The organism is Exiguobacterium sp. UBA1053, from assembly GCF_002316465.1.
Taxonomy (GTDB): domain Bacteria; phylum Bacillota; class Bacilli; order Exiguobacteriales; family Exiguobacteriaceae; genus Exiguobacterium_A; species Exiguobacterium_A abrahamii.
In genome coordinates this window covers 723,570-743,000 of sequence record NZ_DCDO01000013.1, presented here as the reverse complement: position 1 = coordinate 743,000, position 19,431 = coordinate 723,570, and the positions used below count along the sequence as shown (strand labels likewise).

20 protein-coding genes, 1 tRNA gene and 1 pseudogene are annotated in these 19,431 nt (G+C 49.6%); 19 read left to right on the top strand and 3 right to left on the bottom strand.

The features are described from left to right. Positions 1-21: 21 nt before the first annotated feature. Positions 22-1,131 (top strand): DUF4097 family beta strand repeat-containing protein, encoded by a 1,110-nt coding sequence (locus B3G15_RS11520; RefSeq protein ID WP_290721072.1) that lies wholly within the window; start codon positions 22-24, stop codon positions 1,129-1,131. Positions 1,132-1,394: 263 nt separating this feature from the next. Here B3G15_RS11520 and B3G15_RS11515 read toward each other — a convergent pair whose 3' ends face one another. Then, the gene (locus tag B3G15_RS11515; protein WP_023469232.1) at positions 1,395-1,778 is read right to left on the bottom strand and encodes a hypothetical protein; all 384 of its coding nucleotides are present in this window, start codon (positions 1,776-1,778) and stop codon (positions 1,395-1,397) included. A 126-nt stretch (positions 1,779-1,904) separates the two neighbouring features. Here B3G15_RS11515 and hprK point away from each other — a divergent pair, with 126 nt between their 5' ends. From hprK to B3G15_RS11460, 11 genes are all read left to right on the top strand, one after another. Then, the gene (hprK, locus tag B3G15_RS11510) at positions 1,905-2,840 is read left to right on the top strand and encodes an HPr(Ser) kinase/phosphatase (RefSeq protein ID WP_035396292.1); all 936 of its coding nucleotides are present in this window, start codon (positions 1,905-1,907) and stop codon (positions 2,838-2,840) included. Further along, entirely contained in the window at positions 2,840-3,673 is an 834-nt protein-coding gene (gene lgt / locus B3G15_RS11505) for a prolipoprotein diacylglyceryl transferase (protein ID WP_029342487.1), read from the top strand. The genes hprK and lgt overlap by 1 nt, the downstream gene beginning before the upstream one ends. Positions 3,674-3,676: 3 nt before the next feature. After that, a complete protein-coding gene (gene ppaX, locus B3G15_RS11500) occupies positions 3,677-4,333 on the top strand; it encodes a pyrophosphatase PpaX (RefSeq protein WP_058264666.1) in 657 nt (218 codons plus the stop codon). Continuing rightward, the gene (locus tag B3G15_RS11495; RefSeq protein WP_035396297.1) at positions 4,317-4,799 is read left to right on the top strand and encodes an acyltransferase; all 483 of its coding nucleotides are present in this window, start codon (positions 4,317-4,319) and stop codon (positions 4,797-4,799) included. Before ppaX ends, B3G15_RS11495 begins: the two co-directional genes overlap by 17 nt. Before the next feature lie 30 nt (positions 4,800-4,829). Next, entirely contained in the window at positions 4,830-5,210 is a 381-nt protein-coding gene (gene kapB / locus B3G15_RS11490; RefSeq protein ID WP_023469227.1) for a sporulation phosphorelay system protein KapB, read from the top strand. Positions 5,211-5,306: 96 nt separating this feature from the next. Further along, positions 5,307-6,791 (top strand): tetratricopeptide repeat protein, encoded by a 1,485-nt coding sequence (locus B3G15_RS11485; protein WP_290721061.1) that lies wholly within the window; start codon positions 5,307-5,309, stop codon positions 6,789-6,791. Between the two features lie 61 nt (positions 6,792-6,852). Beyond that, a complete protein-coding gene (gene trxB / locus B3G15_RS11480) occupies positions 6,853-7,815 on the top strand; it encodes a thioredoxin-disulfide reductase (protein WP_023469225.1) in 963 nt (320 codons plus the stop codon). 111 nt (positions 7,816-7,926) lie between these two features. Continuing rightward, the gene (gene rapZ, locus B3G15_RS11475) at positions 7,927-8,796 is read left to right on the top strand and encodes an RNase adapter RapZ (protein WP_050678698.1); all 870 of its coding nucleotides are present in this window, start codon (positions 7,927-7,929) and stop codon (positions 8,794-8,796) included. Next, positions 8,796-9,794 (top strand): gluconeogenesis factor YvcK family protein, encoded by a 999-nt coding sequence (locus tag B3G15_RS11470; RefSeq protein ID WP_035409984.1) that lies wholly within the window; start codon positions 8,796-8,798, stop codon positions 9,792-9,794. Before rapZ ends, B3G15_RS11470 begins: the two co-directional genes overlap by 1 nt. Then, positions 9,791-10,747, top strand: a complete 957-nt coding sequence (whiA, locus tag B3G15_RS11465; RefSeq protein ID WP_035409981.1) for a DNA-binding protein WhiA — start codon at positions 9,791-9,793, stop codon at positions 10,745-10,747. The genes B3G15_RS11470 and whiA overlap by 4 nt, the downstream gene beginning before the upstream one ends. An 82-nt stretch (positions 10,748-10,829) precedes the next feature. Next, on the top strand, positions 10,830-11,066 hold the full coding sequence (locus tag B3G15_RS11460) for a hypothetical protein (RefSeq protein ID WP_023469221.1): 237 nt from the start codon (positions 10,830-10,832) through the stop codon (positions 11,064-11,066). A 113-nt stretch (positions 11,067-11,179) separates the two neighbouring features. Here the strand turns inward: B3G15_RS11460 and clpP are convergent. Together clpP and B3G15_RS11450 are read right to left on the bottom strand one after the other, a co-directional pair. Continuing rightward, positions 11,180-11,764 (bottom strand): annotated as a pseudogene (gene clpP / locus B3G15_RS11455) (ATP-dependent Clp endopeptidase proteolytic subunit ClpP); the annotation flags it as partial. 182 nt (positions 11,765-11,946) lie between these two features. Further along, positions 11,947-12,022 (bottom strand) — tRNA-Arg (locus B3G15_RS11450). A gap of 154 nt (positions 12,023-12,176) precedes the next feature. Between B3G15_RS11450 and B3G15_RS11445 the strand changes: the two genes are divergently transcribed. From B3G15_RS11445 to gpmI, 7 genes are all read left to right on the top strand, one after another. After that, complete coding sequence (locus tag B3G15_RS11445; protein ID WP_290721052.1) at positions 12,177-13,319, top strand: RNA polymerase subunit sigma-54; 1,143 nt, start codon at positions 12,177-12,179, stop codon at positions 13,317-13,319. Further along, positions 13,310-13,570, top strand: coding sequence for a glutaredoxin family protein (locus B3G15_RS11440; RefSeq protein WP_023469219.1), 261 nt, complete (start codon positions 13,310-13,312; stop codon positions 13,568-13,570). Before B3G15_RS11445 ends, B3G15_RS11440 begins: the two co-directional genes overlap by 10 nt. Positions 13,571-13,685: 115 nt before the next feature. Further along, a complete protein-coding gene (locus B3G15_RS11435; RefSeq protein WP_023469218.1) occupies positions 13,686-14,714 on the top strand; it encodes a sugar-binding transcriptional regulator in 1,029 nt (342 codons plus the stop codon). A gap of 53 nt (positions 14,715-14,767) precedes the next feature. Then, the gene (gene gap, locus B3G15_RS11430; protein ID WP_023469217.1) at positions 14,768-15,775 is read left to right on the top strand and encodes a type I glyceraldehyde-3-phosphate dehydrogenase; all 1,008 of its coding nucleotides are present in this window, start codon (positions 14,768-14,770) and stop codon (positions 15,773-15,775) included. 121 nt (positions 15,776-15,896) lie between these two features. Beyond that, positions 15,897-17,081, top strand: coding sequence for a phosphoglycerate kinase (locus B3G15_RS11425; RefSeq protein ID WP_290721044.1), 1,185 nt, complete (start codon positions 15,897-15,899; stop codon positions 17,079-17,081). Between the two features lie 27 nt (positions 17,082-17,108). Continuing rightward, positions 17,109-17,861, top strand: a complete 753-nt coding sequence (tpiA, locus tag B3G15_RS11420; protein WP_023469215.1) for a triose-phosphate isomerase — start codon at positions 17,109-17,111, stop codon at positions 17,859-17,861. After that, a complete protein-coding gene (gpmI, locus tag B3G15_RS11415) occupies positions 17,862-19,409 on the top strand; it encodes a 2,3-bisphosphoglycerate-independent phosphoglycerate mutase (RefSeq protein ID WP_214852546.1) in 1,548 nt (515 codons plus the stop codon). It begins immediately after the preceding gene. Positions 19,410-19,431: the final 22 nt, after the last annotated feature.

The window sequence follows — 19,431 nt, the reverse complement described above, 5'->3', positions numbered from 1 at the left end:
AAGAATAGGAGGGAACGGTTCATGAAGCAAGATATGCGTCAATTGATATTGGAGCAAGTCAAAGAAGGAAAGTTAACGATTGATGAGGCACTCGATAAACTCGAGCGGCTCGAAGCGATCGACGAACGTGCAACTTCTGCCAGTGAACATAAGTACGTCGATGAACCAGAACAATATGATCGGGTCGACCAGTATTCCGTCGATTCACTGACGACGAAAGTCATGTCAGCGTTCGATAATCTCGTCAGCCGGATCAAGGACAGTGATCTTTCGCTTAACCAGGCGTCCGGACCAAACGTCACCTACGTCAAACAATTCCCGTTCAGCGGTGAGACGGTGCACGTCGATTTGTTCAATGCGAACTTGGTCGTTGAACCGAGTGATCTCGAAGAATGCGAATTGACGGTGACAGGACGTCCGCTCCGCCGCCAACAGGTGACGGAAGAACAGGCGCTTGAGCAACTTCAAGCCGCTGTGCAACACGCAGTCTCAGCGAATACACTCTCGATCCGTTTGAAGGATAAGAGTGTCCGTGCGACAGTCCATCTGAAAGTACCACGCCGTCATTACGAATCATTCGTCTTACAGACGTTGAACGGGGAAATTTCGTTGACGTCGCTCGATACGACATCTGCTCAACTGATGACAGCAAACGGTCGAGTCAACGTCCGTGATCTGTTCAGTGAGGATGTCAAAGTATCGACAGCGAACGGTTCGATCGAAATCGAAGAGTCGGAGTTGAAAGTCTTGAAGGCGAAGACAGCTAATGGACAAATCATCACGACAGGTGTCTTCGAACGTTCAGAACTAAAAACGGCGAACGGAAACGTCCGCTGCGAGCTGAAGACCGTGCAAAACGCGAAGTTCAAAGCGTCGTCGCTTGCCGGAAGCATCGCCTTGATGTTGCCGCATGGTGCTGAAGTGTATGGGGAGCTTGAGACGAACTTCGGTGGTCTCAACTGCAACCTCGATGACATGGAATTAATCCGGGATCAAAAAGAGATCGTCAACCGGAAATTACATTTCGTATCAGGTCGCGGTCGCTCACCAAAAATCGAGGTTGAAGCCGATACGAAGACAGGTACAATTTCGGTCACGCATGGTGTTCACCTCAGCCCACAAGCGTTATAAGAAATAGATAACAGCTACTTGATTCTTAATCGAATCAGGTAGCTGTTTTTGTGTATCCTGCTTTTTACGCGACTCCTGCAGGAAAAAGCGCGGTGATCCGCGCTGTCAGAGACAAACGAGACCCGGCTACTCGTTCGTTCGAACGATGCAGCCGCGGCTCGTGTCTCGCCTGAGGAAAGCAAGTAAAAGAAAAGGATACATCGCTATGTTTTCCTTTAGATAAACAAACACCCATCCTCATAAGAAGATGGGTGTAGCCTACATCAATAATCGTAATCCTGATCCATCATCGGCTCGTCGAAGTTCATGTTCTCGATATTATTCATATCGTAACCAAACGAGAGTAAGGCAATGACACCGATGATTGCAAGAACGATCGAAACGAGAATCAGACCGATTCCGAGCCAACTCTTTCCGCGTGCGCGATTCCAATAGAAGATGATCGCGAGAACGTAGGAAATGAACGAACCACTGATGAAGATTCCGATGATCGAGATGATGAAGAATAAGAGGGCAGTTTGATCCTGATTACGCGAATACGCTTTCCACATATCAATTAGTGAGATGATGAGATAGACGAAACCAGCAATTGCTAGAACCGCAAATAAGATAATGACTAAAATCAATCCGATACCACCGCCTGACATCACGGCAAAACCTCCTTCAAAATATTAACTCTTTATTCCATTCCCAAGAAATCATGCTTCTAATCCAATTCCATGAATCCAATAAAAATATGGTACAATACTTCAAGTGAAAGGGGCTGACGAAGCGTGCAACCAAAAGTGCGAACAGCTGAAATCGTAAAACAATTCAATCTCCACATCGTCACGGGAGAAGAGGGCTTACATCGTCCGATTCTGACGGCTGATTTGTGCCGACCTGGCCTTGTGCTTGCCGGTTATTATGCCTATTACCCGGCAGAACGTCTCCAGATTCTCGGAAAAACAGAATTGACGTTCTTCAATAATTTAACGTACGAGGAACAACGCGAACGAGCGAATGTCCTCTGTACGGATGAAACACCTGGTATCTTGATCACGCGTGGATTCGAAGTACCGGAAGCGATCATCCAAGCCGCGGACGAGACGAACGTGCCACTGTTGACGACAAAAGGGCATACGACATCGGTCGAGTCACAGATCACGAACTTCCTCGAAGCGGAACTTGCGCCAACGACGGCGATGCATGGTGTCCTCGTCGATATCTATGGTGTCGGTGTCTTCATCAAAGGGGCAAGTGGTGTCGGTAAATCGGAAACGGCACTCGAACTCGTTAAGCGGGGTCACCGCTTAGTGGCAGATGACTCAGTTGAGATTCGTCAAACGGGTGACGGGATTCTCGTTGGGACAGCACCGAAGTTGATTCAACATCTGCTTGAGATTCGTGGAATCGGGATCATCGATGTGATGACGTTGTTCGGTGCAGGTGCGGTTCGCTCGCATAAGAAGATCAGCCTCGTCTGTAACCTCGAGATTTGGGATCAATCGAAAGTCTATGACCGCGTCGGTCTGGACCAAGAGACACTCCAAATCATCGATACGGAAATTCCGTTCCTGACGATTCCGGTTCGTCCCGGACGAAACCTTGCTGTCATCATCGAAGTCGCAGCGATGAACTATCGTCTGAAGAACATGGGCATCAACACAGCAGAAGAATTCGCGGGACGTCTCGCGCAAGCAATTGAAGATGGGAATGGTGGTCTTTGATGGGAACTTTAGCCTCTGTACAACCAACGTTTGACCGCGTGGCGATTGAACTCGGTCCTGTACCGATTTACTGGTACGGCATCGTCATCGCACTCGGCGCGGTCGTCGGTCTCCTGATTGCGATCTTCGAGTCGAAGCGGATCGGCTTCAACGAAGAGTACGCGGTCGATGTCGTCATCTGGTCGATTCCGATCAGTATCATCTGTGCCCGGATTTACTACGTCGCGTTCGAGTGGAACTACTATAGTCAACATCTTGACCAAATCATCAACATCCGCCAAGGTGGGATCGCGATCCACGGTGCAATCATCGGGGCGATTTTGACGGTCATCATCTATACGCGTAAGAAAAAGATCTCGTTCTGGCAAATCGCTGATATCTTGGCACCATCGCTCTTGTTCGGACAAGCTGTCGGACGCTGGGGTAACTTCTTCAACCAAGAAGCACACGGTGGCGAGACGACATGGTCGTACTTACAAGATACGCTCCACTTACCGAACTGGATCGTCAATCAGATGTACATTGACGGAACATACTATTTACCGACGTTCCTCTATGAAAGCATCTGGAACATCATCGGTGTCATTCTGTTGATCGTCTGGCGGATGAAGTTCAATCCACGTCGTGGGTATATCTTCCTCGGTTATCTCGTGTGGTATTCGATCGGACGCTACTATATCGAAGGTCTCCGGACGGACAGTCTGTTGATGGGAGATGGACTCCGGACGGCGCAAATCGTCTCAATCTGTTTGATCATCTTCGGTGTGATCATGATGGTCGTTCGCCGCAACGCCGTTCGTTACTTGGACGGTTCAAAAAAGGAGGCGAAGTAATCGATGATTCGCACATTACTGTTTGATTTAGATGGCACGTTGATCGACACGAATCCATTGATCTTAAAAAGCTTCGAGCATACGCTCAGTTACTATTATCCGGACCGGACGTTCACGGAAGCGGAACTGCTTCCGTTCATCGGTCCGACGCTAGAAAAATCGTTCTCGGCGATGAATGCGGAACAGTGGAAAGAGATGGTCGCTTTTTACCGGAGCTACAACATCGCGATGCATGACGCGCTCGTGCTCGAGTATCCAGGTGTGCTCGACGGCTTACGTCGTCTGCATGAAGCAGGCTACAAGATGGCGGTCGTCACGTCGAAGAGTCGTCGTGTCGCTCTCCGTGGTATCGAGTTATTCGGATTGACGTCACTCTTTGACGCGGTCATCGCAGCCGACGACGTAACGGAAGAAAAACCAGCCGTCGAGCCGTTCGAAAAAGCGATGCAGTTGCTTGGATCAACGGCAGACGAAACGATCATGGTCGGCGACAACGATACGGACATTCTCGGTGGTAAGAACGCGGGACTGAAGACAGTCGCGGTCGGTTGGGCGATCAAAGGACGCGCGTACTTAGAAGCCCTCGAGCCGGACGTCATCATTGATTCGATGGACCATCTTGCGGCTTGGCTGGAGGAACAAAATGGCACGGCGAACTGATCGGTTTCAGGTCGGCACGACGAATCCACTCTGGCACATGTACCGGACGGTGTCGTTCTTTAAAGTGATGTGGTGCTTTACGATCATCACGATCGGGCGGTTTGCTCCGTCGCTACGTTTCAAGAACGCGCTCTACCGGACATGTCTTCGAATGAAGATCGGGGAGAAGACGGCACTTGCCTTGATGGTGATGCCGGACACGATGTTCCCGGAGCGGATCACGATTGGTGACAATACGATCATCGGCTTCAATACGACGATTCTCTGTCATGAATATTTGACGACGGAGTATCGTTTAGGTGACGTCGTCATCGGAAGTAACGTCTTGATCGGGGCGAACGTGACGATCCTACCGGGCGTAACGATTGGAGATGGTGCCGTCGTTGGTGCCGGATCAGTCGTTCACCGAGACATTGCACCGAATGAACGCGTCTCAAGTCAGCCGCTTCGCCGGCACGAAATGTGACAAAACTGTGAGAAGGAAGAAGGAAAAAAGATGACGCACATCCGCTTTACGTATAAGACAGGAAAGTATTTCGGAAGATTATTCGCCGAACGTCCACAAGGTCTCGTCGTTGAGGTGTTGGCTGTTGAGAAGCATCCCGTTCAAGGAGATCTTCACCAACCGAACCAAGTCGATGTCCCGCTCTTCCATATCCGGACCGCCTTGCATAAGCACGAAAAGATCACGGTTTCGCCCGCAGTCGTTTATGCGTATGACGGAGAGATTCCGGATTATGCGACGAGCTTACGGCAGGCATATGACAAGGACGTGGCACGTCTTGAAGGACTGAATCCAGAGACGGATGCTTTTGTACGAAAATGCTTAGAGAATTACAAAGAACTGGAATCGATTTATGCGAAACGCTGGGGATGAACTCCGGCGTTTTTTTCTGTTGCATGCCTCCTAGAGATAGGGTATTCTTGTGTCTGCAACTACGAAACCAGTTTACTATTTATGGGGGCTTGAATCATGATGGAATTAACCAAATACAAAGCAGACCCCTTTGCGATAACAGCGCGCCAAGCGGAACTTTTTTATTTCCGCGGACGGAAGGCGCACCGGGAAGGGCGACTGGACGAAGCCGTCTATCATTTAGATGAGGCGACGACACTTCAGCCAGCGGACATCCGTTATTTGCTCCGTTATGCCCGTGTCTTATTCGAGACAGGAGAAATCAATCATGCGAATGATGTCTTGAAACAAGTACGCGCACTCGACGCATCAAATACGGAAGCACTCTTTTATTTAGCGAATAACTACGCACACGTCTCACTTTACGAAGAAGCGCGACAACATGCGATGGAATATTTAGAGCAAGCACCAAACGGCAAACACGCGGAGGCATCGGCCGCACTCGTGGAACTGATTGATCTCGAACAAGAGATGGAAGACGACGAAGAGGACGAATTGATTCGTCTGCACGGTCAGGCACAACGCCAGATCGATAAAGGCATGCTGTTCGCGGCACAGGAGACGCTGACTGGACTGATTGCCCAGTACCCGACGTTCTGGCCTGCCTACAACAACCTTGCGATCGTCGAGTTCTATTTAGGAGAGAACGATCAGGCATTCGCTTCCCTCGAACGGGTCCTTGAAGGGAATCCGGGGAATTTGCATGCCCTCTGTAACACGCTCGTCTTGCTACACGAGATGGGACAGGACGAAGAGGCGCACCGTCTCTCTCGTCAGCTCGAACACGTCCGTTCCGTGCACCTTGAGACACGTTATAAGGTCGCGTCGACATTAGCGATCATCGGACGATACGATATCGCCTATGAAGAGTTGAAGTTGCTTGAGCGTCGCGGTTACCGGGGAGACCCACTCTTTGGTCACTGGTTATCAATCTCTGCCTATAAAACAGGACACGTCGAAGAAGCAGCCGCTTTCTTGAAGTCGGACGAAGCACGAGCGTTAAAGGAAGAGACGGATACGTATGACATCCGCCACAACCTGCAGTTTCGCTCGGCACTCATCCAAGCGCTGAAGACGGAAGATGATGTCTCGCGGATTTTCACGGCACTTCTCCTTGGCAAACTGAACGATGCTGAAGCACGGCTTGCATTGTCGATGATGCCAGAAGTGACAGACCAGGAAGACGTCCTGTTACTGACGGAACAGATTGTCATCGAGATGGAAGGACGGACTGATGTCGTGGATGAACGCATTCACCGGGCATTGCAGACGATCCGTCTTGCGGAACGATTCGTTTCAGACGAAGAACGGATGAGTCTCGAAGGGGATTTTTATGAACGCTTCGCACAGCTCGTCTTAAGTGGGGAATCGTTCGATTCAATCGAAGCATCCGCGGCATCACTGCTTTATCTGTTCCATGATTTACGGGACGGAATGCTGATCGAAGAATGTGCATCACTCGTCGATTGTTCGTTCGATCACGTCGCATCGATGATCCGGACACATGAACGGATGCTGGCACCGCTACAAGCAAAGTGTTAGACGTTTAGGGGATTCTCACCTATACTCAAATTACAACGATTACGATAAATGGGGTGGAATCATGGCGGAAACAGAACAAAAAATTTATGACGTCATCATCATCGGGGCAGGACCTGCTGGGATGACAGCCGCACTTTATGCATCACGTGCGAACCTTTCGACATTGATGATCGAACGCGGGATTCCGGGCGGTCAGATGGCGAACACAGAAGATATCGAGAACTACCCAGGATACGATAGCATCCTCGGACCCGATCTCTCGCAAAAAATGTTCGACCACTCGAAAGCATTCGGCGCAGAATATGCGTACGGAGACGTTCGAAGCATCGAAGACGGTAAAGCATACAAAACGATTCATGCACACAACAAAGATTACTACGCACGGGCGATCATCATCGCGTCTGGTGCACAATATAAAAAAATCGGCGTACCGGGTGAAGAAGAGCTCGGCGGTCGCGGTGTCTCGTACTGTGCTGTCTGTGATGGCGCGTTCTTTAAAGAAAAAGAACTCTTCGTCATCGGTGGAGGCGACTCTGCGGTGGAAGAAGGCGTCTACTTGACACGCTTCGCGAAAAAAGTCACGATCGTACACCGTCGTGACGAGCTCCGCGCTCAAAAGATTCTTCAAAAACGTGCGTTCGACAACCCGAAAATCGACTTCATCTGGAACCATACGGTTAAACAGATCAACGAACAAGATGGGAAAGTCGGCGGCATTGAGCTGATCAATACAAAAACAGCTGACGTAACGACACATCCAATCGATGGTGTCTTCATCTACATCGGGATGAACCCAATCACTGGTTACGTCCAAGATCTCGGTATCTTGAACGACCAAGGCTACGTCGTGACGAACGAAGCGATGGAAACGAACATCAAAGGGATCTTTGCTGCTGGTGACGTGCGTGAAAAAACATTGCGCCAAGTCGTTACAGCAACGAACGATGGTTCGATCGCAGCGCAAAATGCACAGCATTTCATCGAAGCGTTGCTTGAAGAATTACAAGAATCCTCACACGCATAATATCGAACCAGTTTCATTGAAGGAGACTTCAGTGAAACTGGCTCTTTTTTTATGATATACTGAGAAAGAAGTGAAAAATACACACGGAACTGTTGTCTGGAGGGCGAAAAGATGGAACAGAATCAACCGCAACTTGTCATCATCACGGGTATGAGTGGGGCTGGGAAGACTGTCGCAATGAACAGCTTTGAGGACTTAGGCTATTTTTGTGTCGACAATCTACCCCCGACGTTACTGCCGCATCTCATCGAAGTCATTGGACAAGTGCGTCCTAAAATCGCCGTTGCCATCGATACCCGCGCGCGTGATTTCATCGACAGTTTTTTTGTCGTCTATGAGGATTTAAAGAAAACCGACTTACAAATCCGGATGCTGTATCTCGATGCACGAAATGATGTCCTCGTGCGCCGTTATAAGGAATCGCGTCGTTCACACCCGCTCGCACCGACGGATTCACCGTTGATCGGGATCGAACGCGAGCGGACGTTGCTCGAAGGATTCCGTGATAAGGCACAGATGCTGATTGATACGAGTGACATCAAGCCGCTTGCACTGAAAGAACGTCTCTTGAAGGAATTCACGGAAGGCACGCGGATTCCGTTCACGGTCAACGTCATGTCGTTCGGTTTTAAACACGGCTTACCGCTTGATGCCGATCTCGTCTTTGACCTCCGGTTCTTACCGAACCCGTTCTACATTCCAGAATTGCGTCCTAAGACAGGACTCGACGAGGAAGTCGCGTCGTACGTCATGCAGTGGCCGGAAGCGAAGCTGTTCTATAAAAAACTCGTTGACTTGCTCGAGTTCCTGATTCCACAATACGAGCGGGAAGGGAAGTCCCAACTCGTCATCGCCCTCGGTTGTACAGGCGGGAAACACCGTTCGATTACGTTCGCGGAAGCGATTAGTAAAGAATTTGCGACGCAGTATCACATCGAGACGAATCACCGGGATTATGTGCATGCGAAGGAGGAGAAGTGATGAAATGGGAACGTAAAGTCGTCGCCGTCGGTGGCGGGACAGGACTCTCGACGCTTCTTCGTGGACTGAAGCATTATCCGCTCGACATCACAGCCATCGTCACGGTCGCTGATGACGGGGGCAGTTCTGGTCGTCTGCGGACGGAATTCAACATGTTGCCGCCGGGCGATATCCGAAACGTCATCGTCTCCTTATCGAAGTCGGAGACGTTGATGGACCGAATCATGCAGTACCGGTTCGAGACCGGGGAAGGACTGCATGGTCATTCGCTCGGAAACTTGATGCTGACGGCAGCGACCCAGCTCTGTAACGGTTCGTTCGTCGAAGCAATCGGCGTCATGGGACAATTGTTGAACGCAGAAGGAAAGGTATATCCGGCGACGGAACGAACGATCACGTTATGTGCTGAGTTCGAGGATGGGACGATCGTCAAAGGCGAGTCGTTGATCCCGAAGGTCGGTAAGAAGATCGAACGGATCTTCCTCGAGGAACAAGACGTCCGTCCGGTACCGGAAGCGATTCAGGCGATTCTTGATGCCGACGTCATCGTCCTCGGTCCGGGTAGTCTCTATACGAGTATCATCCCGAACGTCCTGATCGATGAGATCCGGGAAGCGATCCAACAATCACTGGCTCCGGTCGTCTATATTTGTAACGTCATGACGCAACCCGGTGAGACGACGGCGTTCACAGCCAATGAACATTTAGCAGCACTCGAGCGCTTCCTCGGACAAGGCGTCGTCGATACGATCATAGTCAATAATGAATCGATCGATGCGAGTTACCTGAAGAAATACCAGAAGGATCACGCTGACATCGTCACCTATAATGAAAAACAATTCGAGCTCGCAGGCGTTGAAGTGCTAGCAGACGATATCGTCGATTACAATCATCACTTCATCCGTCATGACTCAGATGCCGTCGCAAGCCTCGTCATGCGAAAGGTGTTGTCGATTCGACGGATGCGTCAACTCGAAGGAAAGGAGGAGCTGACATGAGCTTTGCCTCAGAAGTCAAAAAAGAATTAACGCAGATTCCGATCACCGATCATGAGATGAAGGCGGAACTCGCGGCGCTTGCCCGGATGAACGGTGCGATCTCGTTCGGTCTCGGACGTGGTCTGACACTCGATATCTCGACCGAGAATGCCTCGATTGCCCGTCGGATCTACTCGCTTTTGAAAAAAGCATACGGGGTCCATCTCGATTTGCTCGTGCGGAAAAAAATGCGTCTGAAAAAGAATAACGTCTACATCGTCCGCGTCAAACAACAGGCGGATAAGATTTTGCAAGACCTCGGAATCCTCGGAGAAGGGTTCACGATGATTCGTTCAATCAGTGACACGATCCTCAACGATGAACGAAAAGCACGGGCGTATTTACGAGGGGCGTTCCTCGCCGGGGGTTCGCTCAACAATCCGGCGACGTCGTCGTATCACTTGGAGATCTTCAGCTTATATGAAGAACACAATGCGGCGCTCCGCGGTCTATCGAACGTCTTTGATTTGAACGCGAAAGCGATTGAACGGAAAAAGGGACACATCCTCTACATCAAGGAGAGCGAGAAGATTTCCGATTTCCTCAAGCTTGTCGATGCGACACAATCGATGCTACGGTTCGAGGATGTGCGGATCTTAAAAGACATGCGTAACTCGGTCAATCGTCTCGTCAACTGTGAGACGGCAAACCTCAACAAAACGGTCGGTGCGGCATTACGCCAAGTCGAGAACATCAAGTTCCTTGAGCGAACGGTCGGGCTCGATGTCTTACCGGATAAGTTGAAGGAGATCGCGATCTTGCGCGTGACACATCAAGACGTCACGTTACAAGAGCTCGGGGAGATGGTCGAAAGCGGCTCCATCTCAAAATCAGGGATCAATCACCGGTTGCGGAAGATTGATCAAATCGCTGAAAAAGTACGGAATGGCGAGTCGATGACAGGGGCCATATAAGAGGGTCGCTTGCGGGATGAACCATAGTCTACTATAATATATAGTCGATGCAACTAAATGTTCGAATTAAGGAGTTTTTGAAATGGCTAACGAAAAGAAACGTATTTCGCTGACAGTCGATGCGAAGTTTGATGAAGTGTTAACAAAAAAAGCAAAATCAATCGGTGTACCGAAAAGCACACTCGTTGCGTTCGCAACATCTTTATTCCTGAAACAATTACAAGCAGAAGAAGAGCTTTCGCCACATGCGAACGCGATCTACTCGCTGATTCGTGAAAACCACGATATCGTTTCAGACATCACAGATTTGATCGACTGATCATCGACCTCTCGTTCTATAAGGAACGGGAGGTTTTTTTGTATGCAACGATAAACGACAAGACTTTATGGATACAAAAAAAAGTGCCTCCCGAAGGAGACACTCTGGATGACTTATGCACGTTCCATGACGCGGTCGATGAGACCGTAATCAGCAGCAGCTTGTGCTGACATGAAGTTGTCACGCTCTGTATCGCGTTCGATGACTTCAAGTGGTTGTCCTGTGTTTTCAGCCATGATTTTGTTGAGGTGCTCACGCATTTTGATGATACGCTCCGCATGGATTTTGATATCTGATGCTTGACCTTGTGTACCACCGAGTGGTTGGTGGATCATGATTTCAGCGTTTGGTAACGCGAAACGTTTTCCTTTTGCGCCTGCTTGGAGCAAGAACGCACCCATCGATGCTGCCATACCGATACAAATCGTTGAGACTTGTGGCTTGATGAAGTTCATTGTATCGTAAATCGCCATACCGGCAGTGATCGAACCACCTGGGCTGTTGATGTAAAGCGAGATTTCTTTATCTGGATCTTCTGCTGCTAAGAACAGAAGTTGGGCAACGACTGAGTTGGCGACGTTGTCGTCAATCGCGCTCCCGAGAAGAATGATGCGGTCTTTTAGCAAACGTGAGTAGATATCGTAAGCACGTTCCCCGCGGTTTGTTTGTTCGATGACTGTTGGAATTAACATAGTCTTTGCCTCCTTATAGTTGGTATGTAGCTTCCTATTCGACTTATTCTTATCATAATCCTTTGGTCAATATTGGTCAAAAGATACGATGCGACTTTTAGGTATTTTTCCATTACAAGGGCAAATGAAACATATCAATATAGAAAAAAGGCAACGCCATTGCTGGCATTGCCTTGTGGTTGAATAAATGGTACACCCGGAGAGATTCGAACTCCCGACACCTGGTACCGGAAACCAGTGCTCTATCCCCTGAGCTACGGGTGCATCTGATGTACTGAACAATTAATAGTATAGCGACATTTTTTCAGAAAAGCAATAGGGAAGGATGACTTTTCTTTTCCTGAGCGGTTCGAGAAAGGTTCAGAGCACGTTTTTCAAAACGTTTCTTCTATAATAAGAAGTGGAGGAGGGGGAATCGATGGATCAACGCCAGGAACAGACGCAACAGATGACGTTATCGGCGTCACAACAATATCAGTTACATGTACTTGAGCAACCAGCAGCTGAGCTCGAGGAGGAATGGCGACGGTTGAAACGACGGTTGCATCGTCATTACCCGAATCAGGTTTCGCTAGAGGTCGAGCAGATGGCAGGACATTTGGCATCCTATGAAGACGAGCTTCTTGCACAAATACGTTTAGAATCAGTCAGACAGGAAATAGGATATATGGCGGAACAACTCATCGTGTATTTAGAAGCGGACGGTTTATTGCGGACATCGGACGAGCAGCTCGCTGCATCCTTCTCGACCGATGTTGCAACGATTACAGAAGCACGGGCACTCTTACAACAATGTGAACCAGTCGGCATCGCTGCCCGCTCGGAGCGCGAGTGTCAATGGTTACAGGCGATCGAGCTAGACGACGCGGAATTGATCGGACTAACGGATCGATTGCGACATGAACCGGCGAGTCAGGTGTTCGCGCAGTTTAGTGAACAGGATCGAGCGCGGTTGCGAAAACGATTGACGCGGCTGAGCCGGACACCGGATCTTCCAAAAGAAGAACGATTGGTCATGGCAGAAGCACGGATTCACCTGTTAGATGGAAAACTTCAGATCGACTGGATGACACTCGACACGGATCAGACGTGGCTCGGATTAAAAGAGGCAACGCCTTTTTTGCGCGCGTACGAACGACGCCGTGTCACGATGCATGCCATCCTCTCGATCTTGCTTGAGCGACAAGAACGCTGGTTCAAGGGAGAACTGCATCTTGAGCCATTGACGAAAAAACAAGTCGCTGAGGCGACGGGACATCATCCGTCAACGATTGGTCGAGCGATTGCTGCGAAGTATGTCGAGACGGTCCATGGTCTCGTTGCTTTAGAAGACTTGTTCGTCTCACGGACGACAACCGGAGATTCGAGTTTTTTAATTAAAAGGCGGATCGCCGAATACATTCAACACAGCGATCGTCCGTTAAGTGATCAGCAATTGACGGATCGCCTGCAAGCAGACGGTCTGACAGTCGCAAGGCGGACGGTCGCGAAGTACCGGGCAGCGCTTGGTTTAACGAAAAAAACGATGCAGCAAAGGAAGGCGCAATCAGAATGGGATTAAAACGACACAGACACTTAACACTCTATTCACGTCCGGGATGTACGCTATGTGAAGAGGCCGCCATCTTACTCGACTTCGTACTCGATGAGTTTCCGGAATGGACGTTCGAGGAAGTCAACATTGATCAGGATGAAGCGCTCAGTCTACGGTTCTTATACGAGATTCCGGTCGTCATGCATGACGAGGAAATCTGGAGTTATGGCAAATTCGAGACGGAAACGATAAGAAACCGCTTACTTCAAAAAACTTGAGAAACGAGACTTGCAAGGCGAGAAACGGACTGTTATGATAACGGTGTACCAAGTGGGACACGTTATGACATGCGGGACAGAAAGCGTCCAGCTACTTGAGAGGAGAGGGAAATACATGATTCGGCAGTTAGTCCAGATCCAAAAACGAATCGTGCCTGATCTGATCGAAGAAATGCAGACACGCTACGACATCCTTCATTACGTACGACTGATGCAACCGATCGGACGACGTACGCTTGCGACAAGCCTTGGCTTGACGGAACGCGTCTTACGGCGGGAAGTCGACTTCTTGAAGCAGCAAGACCTCCTAGAGGTCGCGACGCAAGGGATGTCCTTGACGGATGAAGGACGAAACGTTCTTCGCAGCATGCACAGCATCATGGGAGAACTCGCAGGGATCTCAGACATGGCGAAAGCCTTGAAAGAGAGACTCGGAGTACGGGACGTCGTCATCGTACCGGGTGATTCCGATGAGACCTTCTGGGTACAACGAGACATGGGGCGGGCGACCGTCGCACGACTCAAACGAGAGCTTTCTTCAGACCATCACAATACGATCGCTGTCACAGGCGGTACGACGATGGCTTCCGTCGCGGCGATGATGTCGCCTGATAAGGAACACCGTCCGATGACGTTCGTTCCGGCACGCGGAGGACTGGGAGAAACGCTCGAACTACAAGCGAACACAGTATGCTCACGGATGGCGTCACGCGCTCAAAGTGATTATCATCTGCTTCACATCCCGGACATGGTCAGCACAGAGACTTTCGTCAAGATGATCGAAGAGCCGAGCATAAAAAATGTGCTTCAAATGATTAAAGGTGCTTCAATCGTGGTACATGGAATTGGTGAGGCGAAAACGATGGCAAAACGTCGTCGCGCGTCTGAAGATCTCCTGACCCGACTGGAACATGAACAGGCAGTAGCGGAAGCATTCGGATATTACTTCGACCGAGACGGGAACATCGTGCACCGGGTCAAGACGGTTGGTCTTCAACTGGCTGACTTGAAGCAAGTCGAACACGTCATCGTCGTCGCAGGTGGTCATTCGAAGGCAGAAGCGATCAACGCCTATGTCAAACAGTCGCCGGACATCATCCTGATCACGGATGAAGGCGCAGCAGCTTCGATTTTGAAAGGGTAACCCCCTTTTGAATAATAGATAACTCGCTTTACATTAAAAGGAGGAAAATTATCATGGCAGTAAAAGTTGGTATTAACGGATTTGGACGTATCGGACGTTTGGCACTTCGTCAAATTCTTCAATTCGATGGAATCGAAGTAGTCGCGATCAACGACCTTACAGACACTAAAATGCTTGCACACCTTCTCAAATATGATACGACTCAAGGTCGTTTCGACGGCGAAGTTGAAGTACACGACGGTTACTTCCTCGTCAACGGTAAAGAAATCAAAACACTTGCTAACCGCAACCCAGAAGAACTCCCATGGGGCGAGCTCGGTGTTGACATCGTTCTCGAATGTACTGGTTTCTTCACAGACAAAGAAAAAGCTGAGCTTCACTTGAAAGCTGGCGCTAAAAAAGTCGTTATCTCTGCACCTGCAACTGGCGACATGAAAACAGTCGTCTTCAACACGAACCACGAAATCCTTGACGGAACTGAAACAGTTATCTCTGGTGCTTCTTGTACTACAAACTGTCTCGCGCCAATGGCTAAAGTTCTCCAAGATCAGTTCGGAATCGTTGAAGGTCTCATGACTACGATCCACGCTTACACTGGTGACCAAAACACACTCGACGCTCCACACCCTAAAGGTGACTTCCGTCGTGCACGTGCGGCAGCAGCAAACATCGTTCCTAACTCAACTGGTGCTGCAAAAGCAATCGGTCTCGTTCTTCCAGAACTTCAAGGTAAACTTGACGGATCTGCACAACGTGTACCAGTCGCTACAGGTTCACTCACTGAGCTCGTAACTGTACTCGACAAAAAAGTTTCTGTAGAAGAAGTCAACGCAGCAATGAAAGCAGCTGCTAACGAGTCTTACGGTTACACTGAAGACGAAATCGTTTCTTCTGACATCGTTGGTATCTCTTACGGATCACTCTTCGATGCAACACAAACTAAAGTCATGACAGTCGGCGACAAACAACTCGTTAAAACAGTTGCTTGGTATGACAACGAAATGTCTTACACTAGCCAACTCGTTCGTACACTCAAACACTTCGCAGAAATCGCTAAGTAATTCGAGCAATTAAATAGCAATTGAATAAGAGCGGAAACGATATCAGTCTCCGCTCTTATTGCGGAAAAAAGCGGGAGGGGCATTCGCCCCTCACTATACGTAAGAGACGGAGGACGAATGTATGAATAAGAAATCGATTCGCGACATCGATGTACAAGGAAAACGCGTATTTACACGCGTGGATTTCAACGTACCGTTGGAAGACGGTAAAATCACGGATGACACACGGATCCGTGCTGCACTCCCAACGATCAAACACTTGATCGACGGCGGAGCAAAAGTCATTCTCGCTAGCCACATGGGTCGTCCAAAAGGCGAAAAGAACCCTGAGTTCTCACTTGCACCAGTCGTAGCACGCCTCAGCGAATTGCTTGGTAAAGACATCAAGCTCGTTGAAGAAGCATACGGTCCAGTTGCAGAAGAAGCAGTCAGCAAACTCGAAAACGGCGATGTCGTCGTCTTAGAGAACGTTCGCTTCTACCCTGGTGAAACGAAAAATGACGAAGAGCTCGCTAAAGGATTCGCGAAACTCGCTGACGTCTTCGTCAACGACGCGTTCGGCGCAGCACACCGTGCACACGCATCGACAGAAGGTATCGCACACCATGTCGACACAGCAGTTGCCGGTCTTCTCATCGAAAAAGAACTTCAAGTTCTCGGTAAAGCTCTTTCTAACCCAGATCGCCCGTTCACGGCAATCATCGGTGGTTCGAAAGTAGCGGACAAAATCGGTGTCATCGATCACTTACTCGACATCGTCGATACGTTGATCATCGGTGGCGGCTTATCGTACACGTTCCTCACAGCTCGTGGTATCGAAGTCGGTACTTCACTTCTTGAGGTCGACAAAATCGACCAAGCGAAGGAATTCATGAAAAAAGCAGAAGAAAAAGGCGTTAAGTTCCTCATGCCAATCGACTGTGTCATCACGAAGGAATTCGGAGAAGAAACATATGTCGGACCACGTGACATCACAGAGATCCCAGCAGATCACATGTCACTTGATATCGGTCCAAAAACGGTTGAACTCTATGCAGAGGCAATCAAGAACTCGAAACTCGTCGTCTGGAACGGACCGATGGGCGTATTCGAACTCGATAAATACGCAAACGGTACAAAAGGTGTCGCGCAAGCTCTTGCGAACAGCGATGCGTACTCAATCATCGGCGGTGGCGACTCAGCTGCTGCGGCAGAGAAATTCGGTCTTGCTGACAAAATGAGCCACATCTCTACAGGTGGTGGAGCAAGTCTCGAATTCATGGAAGGGAAAGCTCTTCCTGGTGTCGAAGCGCTAAACGACAAGTAATCTAAGTTCACAAGGGAGTGTTTCTCAATGCGTAAACCAATTATCGCAGGTAACTGGAAGATGAATCTGACGCTCAAGGATGCAGTCGCATTCGTTGAGGAAGTCAAAGGAGCTGTACCTGCTTCGACGACAGTCGACGCAGCCGTCTGTGCGCCAGCAGTATTCTTGGCACACTTGACAGAAGCAGCAGCTGGTACGGATCTTAAGATCGGTGCTCAAAACATGTACGACAAAGAGAGCGGTGCGTTCACTGGTGAAATCAGCCCGCTCATGCTCAAAGAACTCGACGTGACTTACGTCATCCTCGGTCACTCTGAGCGTCGTGAGTACTTCGGCGAAACAGATGCGTTCATCAACAGCAAAGCGAAAAAAGCGTTCGAGCACGGTCTCGTTCCAATCGTTTGTGTAGGTGAAACACTGGAAGAGCGTGAAGGCGGCAAGTTCGAAGACGTCATCCGCGAACAGACAGCAAACAGCCTTAAAGGTCTTACTGTCGACCAAGTGAAAAATCTCGTCGTCGCATACGAGCCTGTCTGGGCAATCGGAACAGGTAAATCAGCGACAGAACAAGATGCACAAGATTCTTGTAAATTCGTCCGTGACGTCGTTGCAGCTGAATTCGGTGCTGAAGCAGCAGAAGCTGTCCGCATCCAATACGGTGGTAGCGTCAAACCGGAAAACATCAAAGAATATATGGCTCAACCAGACATCGACGGCGCGCTCGTCGGCGGTGCAAGTCTTGAGACAGGATCGTTCCTCAAACTGTTGGAGGCGATTTAAATGAAAAAACGTCCAGTCGCACTGATCATCCTTGATGGTTTTGGTATGCGTGACGAGGAGTTCGGAAATGCCGTTACGGCGGCAAACAAACCGAACTTCGACCGTTACTGGGGTCAATACCCGCATACGTTGTTGAATGCGAAAGGCGAATACGTCGGTTTGCCTGAAGGTCAAATGGGGAACTCAGAAGTGGGTCACCTCAACATCGGTGCAGGTCGCGTCGTCTATCAATCGCTATCCCGAATCAACAACGCGATCAAGGATCGCTCGTTCTTCTCGCGTCAAGCGATGAACGATGCGGCAGGTCACGTGAAGAAATACGGTTCAGCGCTTCATATCTTCGGTTTGGTCTCTGACGGTGGAATCCACAGTCACATCAACCACTTATATGCAGTGCTCGAATTCGCGAAACTTCACGAAATCGAAAAAGTCTACCTCCATGCTTTCACGGACGGTCGTGACTGCGACCCACAATCGGGCGCTGGTTTCCTCCGTGACGCGCAAGCGAAGATGGATGAATTGAATGTTGGACAATTCGCGAGTATCTCTGGTCGCTACTATGCGATGGATCGCGATAACCGTTGGGAACGCGTCAAGAAAGTCTATGACGCCATCACGTTCGGTGAAGGTCCAACGACGAAGGATCCAATCGGCATGGTTGAAGCTTCGTACAAACAAGACGTAACGGATGAGTTCATCGAACCAACTGTTGTCGTGCAGGAAGACGGTACGCCAGTCGCACCGATCCACGATAACGATGCGATCGTGTTCTTCAACTATCGTCCTGACCGTGCGATTCAGCTTTCGAAAGTCTACAAAGAAAAAGGTGGCTTCGACGGATTCGAAATTCCAGACAACGCACCGAAGAACCTGCTACTCGTCTCAATGACGAAGTACTCGGATGCGATTGATACGGACATCGTCTTCCCGCCTGAAGACATCAAGAACACGCTTGGTGAGACATTGTCAAAACAAGGTCTCAAACAGCTACGCATCGCGGAAACGGAAAAGTATCCGCACGTCACGTTCTTCTTCAACGGACAACGTGAAGAACCATACGAAGGGGAAGATCGGATCTTGATCCCTTCACCAAAAGTCGCGACATACGACTTGAAACCGGAGATGAGCGTCTATGAAGTCACAGATGCCCTCGTCGACGCAATCAACTCGGACAAACACGACGCTATCATCCTCAACTTCGCAAACCCGGATATGGTCGGTCACTCGGGTATGCTCGAGCCGACGAAAAAGGCGATCGAAGCTGTCGATGAGTGTCTTGGGAAAGTCGTTGACTTGATTCTCAGCAAAGGCGGCGCGGCAGTCATCACGGCTGACCACGGGAACGCGGATAAAGTCCTCAATGCGGACGGCAGTAAGATGACGGCGCATACGACAGAACCCGTTCCATGTATCGTGACGGTCGAGGACGTTGAACTCCTTGAACCACTCACAGGTGCACTCGCTGACCTCGCACCAACGGTCCTTGATCTCCTCGGAGCGGACCAACCAGCAGAGATGACTGGTAAATCGATCGTATTGAAGAAATAATCCCGTCGATCGAAAGAATTAC